Source organism: Pseudomonas sp. A125 (assembly GCF_055409485.1).
This window is the reverse complement of sequence record NZ_JBUZVP010000018.1, coordinates 80,726-101,810: the sequence shown is the minus strand read 5'-3', so window position 1 is coordinate 101,810 and position 21,085 is coordinate 80,726. Positions and strand designations below refer to the sequence as shown.

Annotated in this window: 20 protein-coding genes; 3 read left to right on the top strand and 17 right to left on the bottom strand. The window is 58.2% G+C overall.

Going from position 1 to position 21,085, the window contains the following annotated elements; translation table 11 throughout:
• Nucleotides 1–3: 3 nt before the first annotated feature.
• From secG to rlmE, 6 genes are all read right to left on the bottom strand, one after another.
• A complete protein-coding gene (secG, locus tag ACZRN6_RS23210; protein WP_026078118.1) occupies nt 4–387 on the bottom strand; it encodes a preprotein translocase subunit SecG in 384 nt (127 codons plus the stop codon).
• 4 nt (nt 388–391) lie between these two features.
• A complete protein-coding gene (tpiA, locus tag ACZRN6_RS23205; protein ID WP_464008930.1) occupies nt 392–1,147 on the bottom strand; it encodes a triose-phosphate isomerase in 756 nt (251 codons plus the stop codon).
• A 66-nt stretch (nt 1,148–1,213) separates the two neighbouring features.
• Nucleotides 1,214–2,551: a phosphoglucosamine mutase gene (gene glmM, locus ACZRN6_RS23200; protein ID WP_322143167.1), complete on the bottom strand. Its 1,338-nt coding sequence runs from the start codon at nt 2,549–2,551 to the stop codon at nt 1,214–1,216.
• Between the two features lie 16 nt (nt 2,552–2,567).
• A complete protein-coding gene (folP, locus tag ACZRN6_RS23195) occupies nt 2,568–3,419 on the bottom strand; it encodes a dihydropteroate synthase (protein WP_322143166.1) in 852 nt (283 codons plus the stop codon).
• An 8-nt stretch (nt 3,420–3,427) separates the two neighbouring features.
• Entirely contained in the window at nt 3,428–5,338 is a 1,911-nt protein-coding gene (gene ftsH, locus ACZRN6_RS23190; protein ID WP_322143165.1) for an ATP-dependent zinc metalloprotease FtsH, read from the bottom strand.
• Between the two features lie 200 nt (nt 5,339–5,538).
• A complete protein-coding gene (gene rlmE, locus ACZRN6_RS23185) occupies nt 5,539–6,189 on the bottom strand; it encodes a 23S rRNA (uridine(2552)-2'-O)-methyltransferase RlmE (RefSeq protein ID WP_464008929.1) in 651 nt (216 codons plus the stop codon).
• A 105-nt stretch (nt 6,190–6,294) separates the two neighbouring features.
• Between rlmE and yhbY the strand changes: the two genes are divergently transcribed.
• Nucleotides 6,295–6,603, top strand: a complete 309-nt coding sequence (yhbY, locus tag ACZRN6_RS23180) for a ribosome assembly RNA-binding protein YhbY (RefSeq protein WP_076013755.1) — start codon at nt 6,295–6,297, stop codon at nt 6,601–6,603.
• Nucleotides 6,604–6,611: 8 nt separating this feature from the next.
• Here the strand turns inward: yhbY and ACZRN6_RS23175 are convergent, their stop codons facing one another.
• The 8 genes from ACZRN6_RS23175 to grpE form a co-directional block, all read right to left on the bottom strand.
• Nucleotides 6,612–7,016 (bottom strand): MFS transporter, encoded by a 405-nt coding sequence (locus ACZRN6_RS23175; RefSeq protein ID WP_322143164.1) that lies wholly within the window; start codon nt 7,014–7,016, stop codon nt 6,612–6,614.
• 28 nt (nt 7,017–7,044) lie between these two features.
• Nucleotides 7,045–7,521: a transcription elongation factor GreA gene (greA, locus tag ACZRN6_RS23170; protein ID WP_076013757.1), complete on the bottom strand. Its 477-nt coding sequence runs from the start codon at nt 7,519–7,521 to the stop codon at nt 7,045–7,047.
• On the bottom strand, nt 7,518–10,739 hold the full coding sequence (gene carB, locus ACZRN6_RS23165; protein ID WP_464008928.1) for a carbamoyl-phosphate synthase large subunit: 3,222 nt from the start codon (nt 10,737–10,739) through the stop codon (nt 7,518–7,520). The genes greA and carB overlap by 4 nt, the downstream gene beginning before the upstream one ends.
• A gap of 105 nt (nt 10,740–10,844) precedes the next feature.
• Complete coding sequence (gene carA, locus ACZRN6_RS23160) at nt 10,845–11,981, bottom strand: glutamine-hydrolyzing carbamoyl-phosphate synthase small subunit (RefSeq protein WP_464008927.1); 1,137 nt, start codon at nt 11,979–11,981, stop codon at nt 10,845–10,847.
• Nucleotides 11,982–12,240: 259 nt separating this feature from the next.
• Nucleotides 12,241–13,047 (bottom strand): 4-hydroxy-tetrahydrodipicolinate reductase, encoded by an 807-nt coding sequence (gene dapB / locus ACZRN6_RS23155; protein WP_464008926.1) that lies wholly within the window; start codon nt 13,045–13,047, stop codon nt 12,241–12,243.
• Between the two features lie 10 nt (nt 13,048–13,057).
• The gene (gene dnaJ / locus ACZRN6_RS23150; protein WP_010174305.1) at nt 13,058–14,182 is read right to left on the bottom strand and encodes a molecular chaperone DnaJ; all 1,125 of its coding nucleotides are present in this window, start codon (nt 14,180–14,182) and stop codon (nt 13,058–13,060) included.
• 316 nt (nt 14,183–14,498) lie between these two features.
• The gene (gene dnaK / locus ACZRN6_RS23145) at nt 14,499–16,415 is read right to left on the bottom strand and encodes a molecular chaperone DnaK (RefSeq protein WP_322143160.1); all 1,917 of its coding nucleotides are present in this window, start codon (nt 16,413–16,415) and stop codon (nt 14,499–14,501) included.
• Between the two features lie 102 nt (nt 16,416–16,517).
• Nucleotides 16,518–17,078: a nucleotide exchange factor GrpE gene (grpE, locus tag ACZRN6_RS23140; protein WP_003212224.1), complete on the bottom strand. Its 561-nt coding sequence runs from the start codon at nt 17,076–17,078 to the stop codon at nt 16,518–16,520.
• A gap of 253 nt (nt 17,079–17,331) precedes the next feature.
• Between grpE and recN the strand changes: the two genes are divergently transcribed.
• A complete protein-coding gene (gene recN / locus ACZRN6_RS23135) occupies nt 17,332–19,005 on the top strand; it encodes a DNA repair protein RecN (RefSeq protein WP_464008925.1) in 1,674 nt (557 codons plus the stop codon).
• Between the two features lie 97 nt (nt 19,006–19,102).
• Here recN and fur read toward each other — a convergent pair whose 3' ends face one another.
• Complete coding sequence (gene fur, locus ACZRN6_RS23130; protein WP_088423601.1) at nt 19,103–19,507, bottom strand: ferric iron uptake transcriptional regulator; 405 nt, start codon at nt 19,505–19,507, stop codon at nt 19,103–19,105.
• A 98-nt stretch (nt 19,508–19,605) separates the two neighbouring features.
• Here fur and ACZRN6_RS23125 point away from each other — a divergent pair, with 98 nt between their 5' ends.
• Complete coding sequence (locus ACZRN6_RS23125; protein WP_167665363.1) at nt 19,606–20,133, top strand: outer membrane protein assembly factor BamE; 528 nt, start codon at nt 19,606–19,608, stop codon at nt 20,131–20,133.
• 62 nt (nt 20,134–20,195) lie between these two features.
• Here ACZRN6_RS23125 and ACZRN6_RS23120 read toward each other — a convergent pair whose 3' ends face one another.
• Both ACZRN6_RS23120 and ACZRN6_RS23115 read right to left on the bottom strand, forming a co-directional pair.
• Nucleotides 20,196–20,510 (bottom strand): RnfH family protein, encoded by a 315-nt coding sequence (locus tag ACZRN6_RS23120; RefSeq protein WP_464008924.1) that lies wholly within the window; start codon nt 20,508–20,510, stop codon nt 20,196–20,198.
• Nucleotides 20,503–20,937, bottom strand: coding sequence for a type II toxin-antitoxin system RatA family toxin (locus ACZRN6_RS23115; protein WP_322143157.1), 435 nt, complete (start codon nt 20,935–20,937; stop codon nt 20,503–20,505). The genes ACZRN6_RS23120 and ACZRN6_RS23115 overlap by 8 nt, the downstream gene beginning before the upstream one ends.
• Between the last annotated feature and the right edge of the window lie 148 nt (nt 20,938–21,085).

Here is a 21,085-nt window from a genome sequence, read left to right as displayed (position 1 = left end):
TTCTTACTTTTGCTCTTGAGCTGGAGGCACGTCAGTCGCTGGAGTAGCCGACTTTTGCTCTTGAAGCACCGGGACATCATCAGAAGCCGGTTTTGCTTTTGGTACTTCCAACACTGCTGGGTTTGGGAGACCTACCTGAGTCAGCACATGAGCTTTCTCTTTAGCAAAGTAACCTAACCCCAAGCTGGTTATGAAGAAACCGGCGGCAAGTATAGCAGTAAACTTACTTAGAAAGGTAGAGGAACCTTGGCTTCCGAACACAGTATTTGAAGCACCTGCCCCGAAAGACGCACCAGCGTCCGCACCTTTACCCTGCTGCAGCAAAACCAGGGCAACTACGCCCAGTGCACCCAGCAGATGAAAAACAACGATGACTGTTTCCAGCATTTTTTCAGTTTCCCGCGGCGCGACAAATCGCACCGAACTCATCTGCATTCAGGGAAGCTCCACCAATGAGCCCCCCATCGATATCCGGCATGCCGAACAGTTCGACCGCATTGGCCGCCTTCACGCTGCCGCCGTATAGAAGCCGCACACCTCGTGCGACCTCAGAATTCTCTGCCGCCAACTGCGCGCGAATGGCTGCGTGCACATCCTGCGCCTGTTGCGGCGAAGCAGTCAGCCCGGTACCAATGGCCCAGACCGGCTCGTAAGCAATTACTGCATTTGCAAAGGCACCGACTCCCAGCTCCTCGATGATGCTGCCCAGCTGACGCCCGACAACTTCAAGAGTTTTACCGGACTCACGCTGCTCAAGGGTCTCCCCTATGCACAACACCGGAATCAAGCCACAAGCCTGTGCCGCTGCGAATTTGCGATTGAGTGTCCCATCACGCTCGCCCATGATCTGGCGGCGCTCGGAGTGCCCAACAAGCACCAGGGAACAACCCGCATCAACCAGCTGACTCGGTGCAATCTCACCGGTCAACGCACCCTGCATGGATTCCACCGCAGAGTTCTGCGCGCCGACCTGAATCGACTTGCCTTTCAAGCCATCAATCACTTGATTGATATACAAGCAAGGCGGGAATACCGCGACTTCTACACCGCCAGGCAAGGCCAAATGACGAAGGCCGTTGATCAGCTCAGCGACACTGGCGCGGGTACCGTGCATCTTCCAGTTACCAGCTACCATAGTGCGACGCATGCTGTACCCCGTCGGTCAAAGTGGGCGCAGATGTTACCCAACCACATCATCACTGGCAAGCCGAATTCAGGCGCAAACTTCAGTTACCAGTTTTGCCAGCTCTTCGGCATAGCCGCGAACCTGTGTTTCGTCCTCGCCTTCGACCATGACACGCACCAAAGGCTCGGTACCTGACTTGCGCAGCAAGACCCGGCCACGACCCGCCATGGCGGCAGTGACACGCTCGCTGGCCTCTTTCACGGACGGATGCTCGATAGGGTTGTCACCGCCCGCAAACCGCACATTGAGCAGCACTTGCGGGCACTTGCGCAGCGCCTGGCGCGCCTGCGCCAGGCTTTCTTCGCGACGACGCAGTGCCAGCAGCACTTGCAGCGCCGCAATAATCGCGTCCCCGGTAGTCGTGTGCTGGAAGCACACCACATGCCCGGAGTTCTCGCCGCCCACCTGCCAATTGCGCTCCAGCAGTTCAGCGATCACATAGCGGTCACCGACATTGGCGCGCACAAACGGAATCCCCAGGTCTGCCAGGGCCAGCTCCAGCCCGAGATTGCTCATCAAGGTACCCACGACGCCGCCCTGCAGCTTGTTGCGCTCATGCAAGTCGCGGGCAATGATAAACAACAGGTCATCGCCATCAACAATTGCACCGGTGTGGTCGACCATCAATACCCGATCGCCGTCGCCGTCGAACGCAATACCCAAGTCGGCATGCTCGGCCAGCACCGCCGCCTGCAACTGCCCCATGTGGGTCGAGCCGCAGTTGTCGTTGATGTTCAAGCCGTTAGGCTGGGCCGACAGCACAGTAACGTCTGCACCAAGCTCCTTGAACACACTCGGCGCCACCTTGTAGGTCGCGCCGTGGGCGCAGTCGATGACGACTTTCAACCCGGCAAAATTGGTACTGCTCGGCACGCTGCTTTTGCAGAACTCGATATAACGACCAGAAGCGTCGTTAATCCGCGAAACCTTGCCCAGCTTGCTCGACTCGACGACGGTCATCGGCGCATCCAGCAACTCTTCGATCATGTGTTCGATCTCGTCCGGCAGTTTGGTGCCCTGGCCCGAGAAGAATTTGATGCCGTTGTCATCGTGAGGATTGTGCGAAGCACTGATCACGATACCGGCTTCAGCGTGAAAGGTACGCGTCAGGTAAGCAATCGCCGGCGTAGGCATCGGGCCCAGCAACATCACATCAGCGCCGGCAGCAGACAGACCTGCCTCCAGCGCAGACTCAAACATGTACCCCGAGATACGCGTGTCCTTGCCCACCAGGATGCGACAGGCGCCCATGCTGCGGAACGCCATGCCGGCGGCCCAGCCCAGCTTGAGCATGAAGTCTGGAGTAATCGGAAATTCGCCGACCCGACCGCGAATGCCATCGGTGCCAAAATATTTTTTAGTCATAAGTGCTCCATCATTCTTATTCGGCTGATTCAACCGCTGCGATCATCCGCACTACATCTACCGTCTCGGCAACGTCATGCACCCGCAAGATACGCGCACCCTTCACCACGGCAAGCGCCGCGAGTGCCAGGCCGCCATGCAGGCGCTCACCCACCGGACGATTCAACGCCAGACCTATCATGCTCTTGCGCGAAACCCCTACCAGCAGGGGGCGACCAAGGGCATGCAGGGATTCCATATGCTTGAACAGGCTTAAATTGTGTTGCAGGGTCTTGGCAAAGCCAAATCCCGGGTCGAGGATGATCCTCTCCGGGGCAATCCCCACCGCGACGCATTGGGCCATGCGCTCGGCAAGAAAGCCTTTCACTTCACCGACCAGGTTGTCGTAATGCGGGTCGTCCTGCATCGTGCCCGGCTCACCGAGCATGTGCATCAGGCAAACCGGCAGGCCCGTGGCAGCGGCCGCATCCAGGGCGCCATCGCGCTGCAGGGAACGCACATCGTTGATCAACCCGGCGCCCAGCCGCGCGCTTTCGCGCATGACGGCCGGCGTCGACGTGTCGACAGAGATGATGACATCCAGCTCTCGATGAATGCGCTCGATAATGGGCGCGACCCGCTCCAGCTCCTCCAAGGGAGACACCGCACGAGCCCCAGGGCGCGTCGATTCGCCACCGACATCAATCAGGGTCGCGCCAGCTGCCACCATGGCCTCTGCATGGCGCAACGCAGCATCAAGCTGACTGAAGCGGCCACCATCGGAAAAGGAATCAGGGGTTACGTTAAGAATGCCCATAACGTGTGTTTGGGCCAAATCAAGAACCCGGCTGCCGCAAGGCAACCGGGTCGAGGACAACGCAGAAGTCATTTCAAACCTTAATGGTCAGCAGCCGGGCCGCCGATCGGAGCTTCAGGGCGCTCGTTCTGTACCACTGGCGGCGTGCCCGAAGTACCCGAACCACCTTCCCAATCACGAGGCTCGCGGGGCGTACGACCCGCCATGATGTCGTCGATCTGCTCGGCATCAATGGTCTCGTACTTCATCAGGGCATCAGCCATGGCGTCGAGCTTGTCACGGTTGTCTGTGAGGATCTGCTTGGCCGTGCCGTAGCACTGGTCAATGATGCTGCGCACTTCGGAGTCGATCAGCTTGGCGGTCTCACCGGAGAAGCTGGCAGCTTGACCGCCACCACCGCGACCCAGGAACACCTCGCCTTCGTCCTCGGCATACATCAAGGGGCCGAGTTTTTCCGACAGGCCCCACTTGGTCACCATGTTCCGTGCAATCTGGCTGGCACGCATGATGTCGTTGGACGCACCGGTAGTAACACCGTCGAAGCCCAAGGTCATCTCTTCCGCGATCCGGCCACCGTACAGCGAGCAGATCTGGCTGATCAACGCACGCTTGGAGAGGCTGTAGCGATCCTCTTCCGGCAGGAACATGGTGACGCCCAGCGCCCGACCACGAGGAATGATCGACACTTTGTAGACGGGGTCATGCTCAGGCACAACGCGACCGACAATGGCGTGACCGGCTTCGTGATAGGCGGTGTTTTGCTTCTCTTTCTCGGACATGACCATGGATTTGCGCTCGGCGCCCATCATGATCTTATCTTTCGCCAGTTCAAACTCTTTCATTTCGACGATGCGCTTGCCGGTACGGGCTGCGAACAGCGAGGCTTCGTTTACCAGGTTGGCAAGGTCGGCACCGGAGAAGCCAGGCGTACCACGGGCAATCACGGCCGGAGCCACGTCGTCGCCCATCGGCACTTTGCGCATGTGCACTTTCAGAATCTGTTCACGGCCACGGATGTCTGGCAGACCGACCACAACCTGACGGTCAAAACGGCCCGGACGCAGCAGCGCAGGGTCGAGTACGTCAGGACGGTTGGTCGCGGCAATCACGATGATGCCGTCGTTCATTTCGAAGCCGTCCATCTCAACCAGCAACTGGTTAAGTGTTTGCTCACGCTCATCATGACCGCCACCCATGCCAGCACCACGATGGCGACCAACGGCGTCGATTTCATCGATGAAGATGATGCATGGCGCGTGCTTCTTGGCCTGCTCGAACATATCGCGAACACGGCTGGCACCGACACCGACGAACATCTCGACGAAATCGGAACCGGAAATGGTGAAGAAAGGTACTTTGGCTTCGCCGGCAATAGCCTTGGCCAACAGGGTTTTACCGGTACCTGGCGGGCCAACCATCAGCACACCGCGTGGAATTCGGCCGCCCAGACGCTGGAACTTGCCCGGGTCGCGCAGGAATTCTACCAGCTCACCCACTTCTTCCTTGGCTTCGTCGCAACCGGCAACGTCAGCCAGGGTGGTCTTCACCTGGTCTTCGGAAAGCAGGCGTGCCTTGCTCTTGCCGAAACTCATCGGCCCGCCCTTGCCTCCCGCACCACCTTGCATCTGGCGCATGAAGAACATGAACACGGCAATGATCACCAGGATCGGGAAGCTGGCTACCAAGAGCTGGGTCCAGATGCTCTGCTGCTCAGGCTGCTTGCCTTCAACGACCACGTGGTTATCCACCAAGTCACCGATCAGGCCATTGTCCTGGATTGCCGGACGGATGGTCTTGAAGCTGTCGCCATCGTTGCGCTTGCCGGTAATCACGTAGCCGTCAACTGCTACGCGCTCGACCTTGCCATCCTTAACTTGCTGGATGAAGTCGGAATAGTTGAGGGTCTGCGGCTCGTTAGGGCTGGAGAAGTTGTTCATCACCGTCACGAGGACAGCCGCGATGATCAACCACAGGATCAGATTCTTTGCCATATCGTTCAATTAACTACCCTCTGAAGCAAGCTCCGCTACTGGCGCGTGCTTCGCATGATATTCACCGGCCTAACTTACTACATTACCTACAACTCTGGCAGGCGTCGTCTGTAACCCTTTGTGAAACTTTGACTACACAATATTCGTAAAGCTTCGTGACGAAAGCGATATAAAAAAACCTATCGCCTCCGTCAAATTCCTCAAAAACGCTCTTCACTGGCAGCGCCTTCAATGCCACGGAAACCGCGACCCAGCAAATACTGCTCACGGGACCTGTCTCGGGAAGAGTCAGGTTTGCGTGTCTGTACCTTGTCGAACAGCTTGCGGATGTTCTTGTGATACTCGTCGAAGCCTTCACCCTGGAAGACCTTGACCAGAAAATCACCACCCGGACGTAGTACCCGTCCCGCTAGGTCCAGTGCCAATTCGCAAAGGAACATGGCTCGCGGCATATCAACAGCTGGTAATCCACTCATATTGGGGGCCATATCGGAAATCACAAGGTCTACCTGCGAATTTCCGACTGCCTCGAGGATCTGTGCCAGCACTTCATCCTGGGTAAAATCGCCGTGAACAAAGGTCACGTCCGGGATGCTGTCCATTTCCAGGATGTCGGATGCGATCAAGCGACCTTGCCCACCAATCAGACGACTGGTCACCTGGGACCAGCCACCCGGGGCGGCCCCCAGGTCGATTACGCTCATGCCAGGGCGGATCAACTTGTCCTTTTCCTGGATCTCCAGCAGCTTGTAGCTGGCCCGGGAGCGGTAGCCATCCTTTTGCGCCATTTTGACGTAAGGGTCGTTGAAATGCTCTTGCAGCCACTTAAGGCTAGTTTTGGAACGGACCACGGGCCACCTCGAAAATAAAACGGGTCGTGATTAACTGGGCGGTCCCGGACTCGCTCGGGTAAACTGGCCGCCGCTTTTTACAAGATCAGACGCAGGGGTCAGATTATGCCGCTCACTCAAGAGCAGAAGAAACAGTACAAATCCATTGGCCACCATCTGAAACCAGTTTTGACTGTGGCTGACAACGGTTTGACTGAAGGTGTGTTAGCCGAACTTGAACGCGCATTGGGCGATCATGAACTGATCAAGATCAAGGTCAGCATCCTTGATCGCGAGGCGCGCCTGGCAGCCATTGCAGAACTGTGCAAGGCTGGCAAAGCGGACCTGGTTCAGGTCATCGGCAAGATGGCGCTGCTGTATCGCAAGAACTTCAGCGTCAACAAGCAACTGTCGAACGTACACCGCTTCAAGTGAAACAAGGGTCACGGGCGTGCTTCGCGCGCCCTGCCACTCCATCCTGGCGCCGGCTGTACAACCAGCACCAACCCGGAAAACCCTAGCACAAGATAGCTGAACAGCTGCCAGCGCAACGCTTCCGGCAGAAAGATGCGCACCACGCAAAACATTGCGCACGCATACAGCGCCATCAACAGCAGTTGCCCGCGAATATCCCGCCACAAACTCCCCAAGCCTTCGGCCTTGACCAGCACCAGCGCCTGAAGCGTCACGCACGCCGCTGCAAAACCCACCAGCAACGCACTTAATAATCCGCCGACCTCATCGATCAGCAACGGTGCCAGGCCAATCAGGCCCAGCGCCGGTAGCACACCAATATGTAACAGCCATAGGCCGCCAACCCAAAGCATCTGGGCAAACTGCCAAAGCATGGCGCCCGCACGAAGCGGGCGCCGTCTTTCAGATGTGACGAACTTCGACAATCTCGTACTCGATCACGCCACCAGGCGTCTTGACGGCCACCACATCACCCTCCTCCTTGGCAATCAAGGCGCGGGCCAGCGGCGAGCCGACGGAGATCTTGCCGAGTTTGAAGTCGGCCTCGTCTTCACCCACGATGTGGTAAACCACGCTTTCGTCAGTCTCGACGTTGGCGATTTCCACGGTAGTGCCGAAAATCACCTTGCCGGTCTTCGGGATGGTCGTGACGTCGATGATCACCGCATTCTGCATGCGGCCTTCGATGTCACGGATCCGCGCCTCAACCATACCTTGCTGCTCGCGAGCAGCATGGTATTCAGCGTTTTCTTTCAGATCGCCCAGTTCCCGGGCCGTACCGATGTCCTGGCTCAGCTTCGGACGGACGACCTTGGTCAGGTGGGCGTGCTCTTCTTCCAGGGCTTTTGCGCCCTGGACGGTCATTGGGTATTTGATCATGCCTTCAATCCTGCGTGTAGATCCTGCAAGCGGCGCACGGTTTTTTCAGGACCGAACTTGAGCGCTTCGCAGATAGCTTCGCCAGCAGCAATGGTGGTGGTGCAGTAAATCTTGTGCTGCAAGGCGTTACGACGAATGGAGTAGGAGTCCGCGATCGACTGGCGACCTTCAGTGGTGTTGATGATCAAGGTGACTTCGTCATTTTTGATCATGTCGACCACGTGTGGACGGCCTTCCGTTACCTTGTTCACGCGACGCACTTTCAGGCCGGCAGCCTCAATCAGCTTGGCGGTCCCGGCAGTGGCCACGACTTCGAAGCCCAAGTTGATCAGATCACGGGCCACGCCTGCAACCAGTGGCTTGTCATCATCGCGTACGCTGATGAACGCAGTACCGCCGGTCGGCAGCACTTCACTGGCGCCCATCTGGGCTTTGGCGAACGCTTCACCGAAGGTATCGCCCACGCCCATCACTTCACCGGTGGACTTCATCTCTGGGCCCAGGATCGGGTCCACGCCAGGGAACTTGGCGAATGGGAACACCGCCTCTTTCACGCTGTAGAAGTTCGGGATGATTTCCTTGGTGAAGCCGATTTCCTTCAAGGTCTTACCGGCCATCACGCGCGCGGCAATCATCGCCAGGGAAACACCGATGCACTTGGAAACAAATGGCACGGTACGCGAAGCACGCGGGTTGACTTCGATAACGTAGATGTCTTCGCCTTGCAGCGCCAACTGAACGTTCATCAGGCCGACCACGCCCAGCTCCAGGGCCATCTTCTTGACCTGTTCGCGCATCTCGTCCTGGATGTGCGCAGGCAACGAGTACGGCGGCAGCGAGCAAGCGGAGTCACCGGAGTGAACGCCAGCCTGTTCGATGTGCTGCATGATCGCGCCGATCACCACGTCGGTGCCGTCGCAGACCGCATCCACGTCCATCTCGATGGCGCAATTGAGGAAGTGGTCCAGCAGCACCGGGCTGTCGTTGGACACTTTCACTGCATCACGCAGGTAACGCTTGAGCTCTTCTTCTTCGTAGACGATTTCCATCGCCCGGCCGCCCAGTACGTAGGACGGGCGCACTACCAGCGGATAACCGATTTTGCTGGCGGCGCGGATCGCTTCGTCTTCGCTGCGCACGGTGGCGTTGGGCGGCTGACGCAGGTTCAGGCGCTCAACCATTTGCTGGAAGCGCTCACGGTCTTCGGCACGGTCGATAGCGTCAGGGCTGGTACCGATGATCGGCACGCCAGCAGCTTCAAGTGCGCGAGCCAGTTTCAGCGGGGTTTGGCCGCCGTACTGGACGATCACGCCCTTTGGCTTCTCGACGCGACAGATTTCCAGCACGTCTTCAAGCGTTACCGGCTCGAAGTACAGACGGTCGGACGTGTCGTAGTCAGTGGAAACAGTTTCCGGGTTGCAGTTGACCATAATGGTCTCGTACCCGTCTTCGCGCAGGGCGAGAGCGGCGTGTACGCAGCAATAATCGAACTCGATGCCTTGCCCGATACGGTTTGGACCGCCACCCAGGATCATGATTTTGTCGCGGCCCGACGGCGCGGCTTCGCACTCTTCCTCGTAGGTGGAGTACATGTACGCGGTGTCGGTTGCGAACTCGGCCGCACAAGTATCAACGCGCTTGTAGACCGGGTAGATATCCAGCTTGTGGCGATGCGTGCGCAGGTTCTTTTCGGTCACACCCAGCAGCTTGGCCAGGCGCATGTCGGAGAAGCCTTTGCGCTTGAGGCGGAACATCAGGTCGCGGTCGATAGAAGACAGGCCGAGGGTCTTGACCTTCTCTTCTTCTTTGATCAGATCTTCGATCTGCACCAGGAACCACGGGTCGATCATGTTCATGCCGAAGATGTCTTCGACGGTCATGCCGGCGCGGAAAGCATCGGCCACGTACCAGATACGCTCGGCGCCCGGCACGGTCAGCTCGCGCTTGAGCACGCTCATGCTTTCCGGGTTGCTCAGGTCGAGTTTCTCGTCCAGGCCGCAAACACCCACTTCCAGGCCACGCAGGGCTTTCTGCAGGGATTCCTGGAAGGTCCGGCCGATGGCCATGACTTCACCGACCGACTTCATCTGAGTGGTCAGGCGGGCGTCGGCTTTCGGGAATTTCTCGAAAGCGAAGCGTGGCAGCTTGGTGACGACGTAGTCGATCGACGGCTCGAAGGATGCCGGCGTTGCGCCGCCCGTGATTTCGTTCTGCAGTTCGTCCAGGGTGTAACCGATCGCCAGCTTGGCAGCGATGCGCGCAATCGGGAAGCCGGTCGCTTTCGATGCCAGCGCCGAAGAACGCGATACACGCGGGTTCATCTCGATCACAACCATGCGGCCAGTGTCCGGGCAGATGCCGAACTGTACGTTGGAGCCACCGGTTTCCACGCCGATCTCACGCAGCACCGCCAACGAGGCGTTGCGCATGATCTGGTATTCCTTGTCCGTCAGGGTCTGTGCTGGCGCAACAGTGATCGAGTCACCGGTGTGCACGCCCATCGGGTCAAAGTTTTCGATCGAGCAGACGATGATGCAGTTGTCCTTTTTATCGCGGACAACCTCCATTTCATATTCTTTCCAGCCGATCAGGGATTCGTCGATCAGCAGCTCTTTGGTCGGAGACAGGTCCAGGCCGCGGGCGCAGATTTCTTCGAATTCTTCACGGTTGTAGGCAATACCGCCGCCGGTGCCGCCCATGGTGAAGGACGGACGGATGATGCACGGGAAGCCAAGCTTCTCGAGGACCACGTTGGCCTCTTCCATGCTGTGGGCGATACCCGAACGCGGGCAATCAAGGCCGATGGACTTCATGGCCTTGTCGAAACGCGAACGGTCTTCAGCCTTGTCGATGGTGTCGGCATTGGCGCCGATCATCTCTACGCCGAACTTCTCCAGGACGCCTTCGCGCTCCAGGTCCAGTGCGCAGTTCAGGGCGGTCTGGCCACCCATGGTTGGCAGCAGCGCGTCCGGACGCTCTTTCTCGATGATCTTGGCAACGGTCTGCCACTTGATCGGCTCGATATAGGTGGCGTCGGCCATGTCCGGGTCGGTCATGATGGTGGCCGGGTTGGAGTTCACCAGGATGACGCGGTAACCCTCTTCGCGCAGGGCTTTACAGGCCTGGGCGCCGGAGTAGTCGAATTCGCAAGCCTGGCCGATTACGATCGGGCCAGCGCCGAGAATCAGGATGCTTTTTATGTCTGTACGTTTTGGCATGGGTTTGTCACTCAAATCCGCAGGTCAGTCGGCAAGCCGTCTTGAACAATCTTTGAAGAGCCTGAGGGGGCCGCCGGTTTCCCGGGCCACCCTCAGGCCGCTCAGTTAGCGTCGCTTGGCCATCTCATTAATGAAACGGTCGAACAGCGGCGCTACGTCGTTCGGGCCCGGGCTTGCTTCAGGGTGGCCCTGGAAGCTGAACGCGCTCTTGTCGGTGCGCTCGATGCCTTGCAGGGAACCGTCGAAAAGCGACTTGTGAATCGCCCGGACATTGCCCGGAAGAGTCGCTTCATCCACCGCAAAACCGTGGTTCTGGCTGGTGATCATCACCACGCCCGTGTCCAGGTCCTGCACCGGGTGGTTGGCACCGTGGTGGCCGTGGCCCATTTTCAGGGTCTTGGCGCCGGAGGCCAGGGCCAGCAGTTGATGGCCGAGGCAGATACCGAATACCGGAATCTCGGTTTCCAGGACTTCCTTGATCGCCTTGATGGCGTAGTCGCAAGGCTCCGGGTCACCCGGGCCGTTGGACAGGAATACACCGTCCGGCTGCAGGGCCAGAACGTCGCTGGCCGGGGTTTGCGCCGGCACTACGGTCACGCGGCAACCGCGCGCCACCAGCATGCGCAGGATGTTGTGCTTGATACCGTAGTCGTAGGCCACGACATGGTAAGGCAGCTCGGACGCGTCGATGGTCGCGTGGCTGTCGGTCTTCAATTCCCAGACAGTGGAGCGCCACTCGTACTGGTCCTTGGTGCTGACGACTTTCGCCAGGTCCATGCCTTTCAGGCCAGGGAAACCCTGGGCTGCTGCGATCGCTGCTTCTTCAGAGATGTTGTCACCGGCCATGATGCAGCCGTTTTGCGAGCCTTTTTCACGCAGGATGCGTGTGAGGCGACGCGTATCGATACCGGCGATCGCCACAACGTTGTTGGCTTTCAGGTAATCAGACAAAGACATCGTGTTACGCCAGTTGCTCGCAACCAGTGGCAGGTCGCGAATGACCAGACCTGCCGACCAGACACGATCAGACTCGGCGTCTTCCGGTGTAGTACCGGTGTTGCCGATGTGCGGATAGGTCAGGGTAACGATCTGTTGGGCGTAGGAAGGATCGGTAAGGATTTCCTGATAGCCGGTCATGGCGGTGTTGAACACCACCTCTCCAACGGTCTGACCGTCGGCTCCAATGGCTTCGCCGCGAAAAATGCTGCCATCAGCAAGGGCGAGTATGGCTGGCTTAGTCAAGAAGACCTCCCGTAAATAAAGCCTGAAAGGGCGATCGCAGGTTGTAAAAAAGCGGAGTGACGTATGGACACGTCACCCCGCTTCTTCACCGAATTATTCTGCGCGCTTTTAGTGGACACACTAAAGCTGTAGCTTACAGAAAAAGGCTTTTTTGGTCCACCGCTAATGAGCCTTAAAGGCAGGGGAATGCGACAGGACGTCGCCTAGCGGGTAAAAACGGGGCCTTAGGATAATCCTGAGACCCCGTTTTAGCTACTTCTTAATGCAGGTCCAGCACGTCGCGCATGTCGTACAGGGCTGGCGCACGGCCATCAAGCCACAGCGCCGCACGTACGGCACCCTTGGCGAACGTCATGCGGCTCGACGCCTTGTGAGTAATCTCAAGACGCTCGCCTTCGGTTGCGAACAGCACCGTGTGGTCGCCCACCACGTCGCCACCGCGCACGGTGGCAAAACCGATGGTGTCGTGAGCACGAGCGCCGGTGTGACCTTCGCGACCATACACCGCCACCTTCGACAGGTCCCGCCCAAGGGCGTCGGCAATCGCCTCACCCATGCGCAACGCCGTACCGGACGGCGCATCGATCTTGTGCCGGTGATGAGTCTCGATGATCTCGATGTCAGCCTCATCGCCCATCACCCGCGCCGCCATGTCGAGCAGCTTCAGCGACAGATTGACACCGACACTGAAGTTGGCCGCGAACACGATAGGAATATCCTTGCCCGCCTCCACCAGCAGCAGCTTTTGCTCGGCGTTCAGCCCGGTAGTGCCAATTACCATGGCCTTGCCCGCCTTGCGGCAGAAAGCCAGGTTTTTCAGCATCACGTCTGGCAGGGTGAAATCGATCAGTACGTCGAACTCATCGGCGACCTGCTCCAGGTTGCCGGACAACGAAACGCCAATGCGCCCCAGGGACGCCAATTCACCCGCATCCGCACCAATCAAGGTGCTGCCGGGACGCACAATCGCCGCCGTCAGCCCGGAGGCCGGCGAGCGCGCCTGTACAGCCTCGACCAGGGTTTTGCCCATGCGCCCGGCAGCGCCCATCACCGCGATACGTCGCATACTCACTTCCTTACAGGTCGCCGAAGAAGCGCTTCACGCCTTCGAACCAGCCGGTGGTTTTTGGTGAATGCGTGTCATCGCCAGCCAGCGAACTGCGGAATTCTTCCAGCAGTTCACGCTGACGACGACCCAGGTTCACCGGCGTTTCTACCGCCACACGGCACATCAAGTCGCCGGCACCGCCACCGCGCACTGGCGCAACGCCTTTGCCACGGATACGGAACTGCTTGCCGGTTTGCGTACCTTCGGGAATCTTCAGCTTGACCCGACCGTCCAGCGTCGGGATCTCAAGCTCGCCACCCAGGGCCGCATCCACAAAGCTGATCGGCACTTCACAGAACAGATGCTTGCCGTCGCGCTGGAAGATCGAGTGCTCGCGCACATTGATCACCACGTACAGGTCGCCCGTCGGGCCGCCCTGCGTGCCCGCCTCGCCTTCGCCCGACAGACGAATGCGGTCGCCGGTATCCACACCCGCCGGCACTTTCACCGAGAGGGTCTTGTACTCTTCGACACGCCCTTCGCCGTGGCACGAGTCGCATGGGTCGGAAATGATCTTGCCCTGGCCATGACAACGCGGGCAGGTTTGCTGCACCGAGAAGAAGCCTTGCTGCATCCGCACCTGGCCGATACCGCCGCACGTCGGGCACGTGATCGGCGAGGAGCCTTTCTTGGCGCCCGAACCGTCGCACGGCTTGCAGTTGACCAGCGTCGGAACACGGATATTGACGCTGGTGCCGCGCACTGCTTCTTCCAGGTTCAGCTCCAGGGTGTAACGCAGGTCGCTGCCACGCTGGGCACCGCCACGCTGGCCACCGCGGCCGCCGCCAAAGAAGTCGCTGAACACGTCGCCGAAAATATCGGAGAAGTTCTGGCCGCCGAAACCGGCACCGCCGCCACCCATGCTCGGGTCGACACCGGCATGGCCGTACTGATCGTAAGCTGCACGCTTGTTTGGATCACACAGGCATTCGTAGGCCTCGTTGGCCTCTTTGAACAGGTCTTCGGATTCTTTGTTATCCGGATTACGGTCCGGGTGGTGCTTCATCGCCAGGCGACGGTAAGCCTTTTTCAGGTCCGCCTCGCTGGAGCCGCGCTCCACACCCAACACTTCGTAATAGTCACGCTTTGCCATAAGTCTTTGCACTCTTAAGGACGTCCGGCAAAACCCTCCTGAGCCTTGCCAAACTCGTTGAGCCCCAATACAGGCCCGGACCCAACTCACGTCAATTCAACGATCCTGGTCGTTACTGCTTTCAGCCGGCAACCGGCCAAAAACGCGGTGATTGTCGTCCGGAAAGCAGGAGCATTCCCGATCACACCGCCAGCATCCGAGCGTTGTCGCATGCTGTAAAAATTCGCGTACCCCAGACACGCCAACGCGGGAGCAAGCTCCCGCGCGGCGACATCCTACCAGTCACCGCTTGTGAGCGGTCAACCGGGCGACCAAGTTACTTCTGGTCTTTTACTTCTTCGAACTCGGCATCGACAACATCGTCGTGCTTGGCTTCAGGTTCTGCCTGGTGTGCAGCACCGTCAGCCGGCTGGCCTTGTTCGGCGTACATTTTCTGAGCGACTGGCGCCGAGACTTTCGACAGCTCTTCAACCTTGGCTTCGATAGCGGCCTTGTCGTCGCCTTTAACAGCGGCTTCCAGGGCAACTACGGCTGCTTCGATTGCAGTTTTCTCTTCGCCAGTCACTTTATCGCCAGCGTCAGCGACCATTTTACGCGTCGAGTGAACCAGTGCATCACCCTGGTTACGGGCAGCGGCCAGCTCTTCGAACTTGCGGTCTTCGTCAGCGTTGGCTTCAGCATCACGGATCATCTGCTGGATTTCTTCCTCGGACAGACCCGAGTTAGCCTTGATCACGATCGACTGAGTCTTGCCGGTGGCCTTGTCTTTGGCGCCCACGTGCAGAATGCCGTTAGCGTCGATGTCGAAGGTCACTTCAATTTGTGGCACGCCACGTGGTGCTGGTGGAATCTCGGCCAGGTCGAACTTGCCCAGGGACTTGTTCTGACCGGCTTGCTTACGCTCACCTTGCAGCACGTGAATGGTCACAGCGCCCTGGTTGTCGTCGGCAGTCGAGAACACTTGCGATTTCTTGGTAGGAATCGTGGTGTTTTTCTCGATCAGCGCAGTCATCACGCCGCCCATGGTTTCGATACCCAGGGTCAGCGGGCTTACGTCCAGCAGCAGAACGTCTTTGACGTCGCCGGCCAATACCGCGCCCTGGATGGCAGCACCCATGGCAACCGCTTCGTCCGGGTTCACATCTTTACGTGCTTCTTTACCGAAGAACTCGGTCACCAGCTTCTGAACCAGTGGCATACGGGTCTGACCGCCGACCAGGATCACGTCGTTGATCGCGCCAACGTCGATACCCGAGTCTTTCAGCGCAATGCGGCAAGGCTCGATGGTGCGTTGAACCAGGTCTTCTACCAGCGATTCCAGCTTGGCGCGCGAGATCTTCACGTTCAAGTGCTTAGGACCGGTGGCGTCTGCAGTGATGTACGGCAGGTTCACGTCGGTCGAATTGCTCGAAGACAGTTCGATCTTGGCTTTCTCAGCGGCTTCTTTCAGGCGCTGCATGGCCAGCGGGTCACCCTTGAGGTTCATGCCGCTTTCTTTCTTGAATTCGTCGACGAGGTAGTCGATCAGACGAATGTCAAAGTCTTCACCGCCCAGGAACGTGTCACCGTTGGTGGCCAACACTTCGAACTGGTGCTCGCCATCGACTTCAGCGATTTCGATCACGGAAACGTCGAAGGTACCGCCACCCAGGTCGTAAACGATCACGGTGTGGTCGCCCTTGGCCTTGTCCATACCGTAGGCCAGAGCGGCTGCGGTAGGTTCGTTGATGATACGTTTTACGTCCAGGCCAGCAATACGGCCGGCGTCTTTGGTCGCCTGACGCTGGCTGTCGTTGAAGTAGGCCGGAACGGTGATCACCGCTTCAGTCACCGCTTCACCGAGGTAGTCTTCGGCGGTTTTCTTCATCTTTTTCAAGATTTCAGCCGAGATTTGTGGCGGCGACATTTTCTGGCCGTTCACTTCAACCCAGGCGTCACCGTTGTCAGCCTTGGCGATTTTGTATGGGACCATCTTGATGTCTTTCTGTACGACTTCTTCGTCGAACTTACGACCGATCAAACGCTTCACCGCGTACAGGGTGTTATGCGGATTGGTCACAGCTTGACGCTTGGCGGACTGGCCCACCAGGATTTCGCCGTCGTTGGCATATGCCACGATGGACGGGGTGGTACGTGCGCCTTCGGCGTTTTCAATAACTTTGGATACGCCGTTTTCCAGCACGGAGACGCAGGAGTTGGTAGTCCCCAGGTCGATACCGATAATTTTGCCCATGATTTACTCTCCCGAAACTTAGATTTTGTTGCCGCAGCAGTGGTGGCTGACTGCGGCAGTACTTAAACGCTTGACTTATAGATGGGGCCGTTACGACTTATTTCAAGCCTGCTCATCAATAGAAGGTGCAACCGGTGCAGGAGCCTTGCTCACCACAACCATTGCCGGGCGCAGCAAGCGACCGTTGAGCTGGTAGCCCTTCTGGAACACCTTCAACACGCTGTTTGGCTCAAGATCAGCGTTTTCCTGCATCGCCATTGCCTGATGATGCTCGGCATTGAACGGCTCACCGCCTTGCGGATCGATGGCTTCCAACTGATAACGCTTCAGGGTGTCCTGGAACATTTTCAGGGTCAGTTCGATCCCTTCGCGCATTGGGCGGATGTTTTCGTCGTCCGGGTTGGACAGCTCAAGGCCGCGCTCCAGGCTGTCGATGATCGGCAACAGATCACCGGCAAATTTTTCCAGGGCGAACTTGTGAGCTTTTTCTACATCCTGCTCGGCGCGGCGGCGGACGTTCTGCAGGTCGGCGGCAACACGCAACGATTGATCCTGCGCGCCTGCCAACTGCTCTTCGAGCACTTGCACACGCGCGGCCAGGTCTTCACCTGCTGCCTGGTTGGCGTCTGGATTTTGCGTATCCTGCGTCTGTTCGTCAGCCATAGATTTCTCCTTTCAAAATCATGCGCGAACTCGACTCGCGCTTCTGTTCCGGTATATGGGGCCACAATTTTCAGGTTCAAGGGTTGAGGCGTTACCAAAAGTCTTTCACTTGCCTTGGATCAATTCCGCCCCGTCATTCCCTGTCGCACTTAAAAACACAGCCCTTCAAGCAAATCGGACTAAGCATCAGGATTGTCACCCCCAAACAAAACACTGTATAAATAACCAGACCTAAAGCCTGGGAGCGGCCGTCATGCTGGTGCACCTGTCCGTACATAACTACGCCATCGTTGAACACCTGGACCTTGAACTGGATCGCGGGATGAGCGTAATCACAGGCGAAACCGGCGCCGGCAAGTCGATCATGCTCGACGCCCTGGGCCTGACCCTGGGTGACCGCGCCGACAGCGGCGTAGTTCGCCCGGGCGCCGACAAGGCCGACATCCTCGCCACTTTTGACCTGGCCGACATCCCGGAAGCCGAGGCCTGGCTTGCCGAGCGCGACCTTAACAATGAAGGCCCGTGCATCCTGCGTCGGGTGATCACCGCCGAAGGGCGCTCCCGCGGCTATATCAACGGCACGCCCTGCCCCCTCGCTGATTTGAAAGCCCTTGGCGAGTTGCTGATCGATATCCACAGCCAGCATGAACACCAGTCCCTGCTGAAAACCGATACCCATCGCCGGCTCCTCGACGAATACGCCGGCGCCACCGACCTGGCGCGCCAGGTGCAATTGGCTGCGCAGCGCTGGCGCCAAACCCGCCAGGAACTGGAGCGTCTCTCCAACTCCGGCGATGAACAGCGTGCGCGCCACCAATTGCTCAGTTATCAACTGGAAGAACTGGAAAGCCTGGGGCTCGGCGAAACGGAACTGGAGCAACTGGAACAGGAACACAAGAACCTGACCAACGCCGAAACCCTACTGGGCATTTGCCGGCAAGTGGTGGAGCAGTGCAGCGAAAGTGATTCCGGCAATGTGCTCAATGCCCTGACTGCCAGCCTCAACCGCCTGTCCAGTGTGAATAGCGCTTCAGGCTCGTTGAATGAAGCCACGACGCTGCTGACCAGTGCGCAAATTCAGGTGGAAGAAGCCGTCGGCGAGCTGAACCGTTTCCTTGATCACTTCGACGCAGACCCCGCACGCCTGCAGGATATAGAAGAGCGACTGGACACCATCTACACCCTGGCGCGCAAACACCGGATCCAGCCGACCGAAGTCGCGACCCTGCAACAAAAGCTGCTGGATGAAATTGAGACCCTGAATGCCAACGACGAATCCATCGAGCGACTGGGGGAGGAACTCGGCTCTTTTGCTCGTCACTACAAGGAAAAAGCCCGAGAACTGAGCGACCTGCGTCATCAGGCAGCGACTGGCCTGGCCAGCGCAGTGGAACAGGAAATACAACGCCTGGGGATGCCCGGCGGGCGCTTCACCATCGAGCTGCACACCAACACCAGCGATGAACTGCTGCCCAATGGCCTTGAACAGGTAGAACTACTGGTCAGTGCAAACCCGGGCCAACCGCTCAAGGCACTCGCCAAAGTAGCCTCTGGTGGAGAGCTTTCACGGATCAGCCTTGCGATCCAGGTGATTACGGCCCAGACCTCACGTGTGCCAACGCTAGTATTCGATGAAGTGGACGTCGGGATCGGCGGCCCGACTGCCGAGATCGTCGGCCAGTTGTTGCGCCGGCTCGGTGATCGCGGCCAGGTACTGACCGTTACCCACTTGCCACAAGTGGCAGCCCAAGGGCATCAACATTTGTTCGTGCACAAGGTGCGAGGCAGCGATGCGACCCATACCGCCGTGTCCAAGCTGAACAAGACTGAACGAGTGGAAGAAGTGGCGCGAATGCTCGGAGGCATCGACCTGACCAAGGAGTCCCTGGCCCATGCGAAGAAAATGGTGGTAACCGCGAAGGCCTGAGGCCCGGCCTACGGAGTATTTTCTTTTCTATAGAAAGCACGAAGGCGACCCTAGGGTCGCCTTCGATCGTTTCGCAGAGCGAATCTGCGTAGCTTTCTTACTTTTTCTTACGTATGTACAGAACCAAATTGTGATCCACCAATTCGACTCCGTGCTCGTCGGCGATCGCCTTCTGGAGCTTCTCGATTTCCGGGCTGACGAACTCGACCACTTCGCCAGTTTCCACGTCGACCATGTGGTCGTGGTGGCCGCTGTCAGCCAGTTCGAAGACTGCATGACCGCCGTCGAAATTATGACGAACCACCAGTCCTGCTGCTTCAAACTGGGTCAGAACACGGTAAACCGTGGCCAGGCCGACGTCCTCGTTAGACTCCATCAGTGCCTTGTATACATCCTCGGCACTCATGTGGCGCTGCTCAGCAGAATCGAGCATTTGTAGAATCTTGACTCGTGGCAGAGTCACTTTAAGACCGGCTTTGCGTAGTTCGCTATTTTCAACCATGGTTAGCTTTCTCGCGGATGCTGCTTCGCAGCTTCTCTTAATACGGGTATGATCGGCGTTTACGTTGTCCCAGCCAAGATAGTGGAAGTCGCCCACCGATGCAAAACACCAAGCTCTTGCTAACCAGTTTCACCTTTGTGGGACTGCTCGCACTCGCCGGTTGTTCATTCCCCGGGGTTTACAAAATCGACATCCAGCAGGGCAATGTCGTCACGCAGGACATGATAGACCAGTTACGCCCGGGAATGACCCGACGGCAAGTACGGTTTATCATGGGTAATCCCCTGCTGACCGACACATTCCATGCCGATCGCTGGGATTATCTCTATAGCATCCAGCCTGGTGGCGGTGAACGCCAGCAGGAGCGGGTCAGTGTCATCTTTAATGGCAATGACCAGCTCACCAGCCTCTCTGGGGACTTCAAGCCGGGCGTAAGCCGCGATGAAGCCCTGCTGGGCAAGGACAACGGCACCACCGCCCCTGCGCCCGCGCAGAACGAGGAAAAGCCCAAGTCCGAGGTACCGGCCAAGCCTGGCTCCTTGCTGGACGAGATCCAGAAAGGCGTCGACGGCGTGCAAACCGTTCCGGTGCCGACTCCAGAACCCCTGGACGCCAGCCCGCAATAAATGCGCAACGCTCGATAAAAAGCCCGGCATGCCGGGCTTTTTGTTGCCTGCCATTTCGCAAACTATGAATTCTGCTGTTTTGCCTTCGCAGCCTTGGCCGCACGCAAGCGCCGTATCTCCATCGGGTCTGCCAGCAATGGCCGATAAATCTCAATTCGGTCTCCGGCTTGCACGCACCGAACATCCGGGTCCGCTACTACCTTACCGAAAATCCCCAACGGGCAGCTCTGCAGATTCAGTTGCGCAAATTGCGTGGCCATTCCAGAAGCCAGCACCGCCGCCCTGAGGCTCGAGCCCGGCGCTACCGCCAGGCTCATCAATGCCTGGCGATCCACCGCAGCGTATACCACCTCTATTTCAACCCATGGTTCAGCCATGAATTTGCTTCGCGCGCTGGCAAAACGCGTCCACCAAGGTATTGGCCGCTTGATTGAACAGTGGGCCCAAGGTGGCACGCACGATAGGGCCGGCGTAATCGAACGACAGGTCCAGGCTGATTTTACAGGCCTTCTCGTTCAACGCCTTGAACACCCACACACCGTGCAGCTGAGTGAACGGGCCTTCTTCGAGGTTCATCTCGATGGACTGCCCGGGCACCAGTATGTTGCGCGTGACAAAGTGCTGGCTCAAGCCGCCCTTCGCTACCCCCACGCTGGCGAGCATATGCTCGTCACTGCTCTCCAGCACCTCGGCAGTCGAACACCAAGGCAGGAACTCCGGGTAACGCGCCACGTCGTTGACCAGGTCATAGAGCGCCTGTGCCGGGTAAGGCAGCAGGGCCGAACGTTGAATATGCGTCGTCATGTGAGCGTTATTTCCACAGCTGAACGGCAAACATCGCGAAAGGACAACAGGATTCGCGAAAGAAAAAAATCAAAAACCAGCCTGCATTGTCCGGGATTCACTCAACACGCTCAAGCACGCAGGTTGACCGTAGCCGACGCGCTCGCAA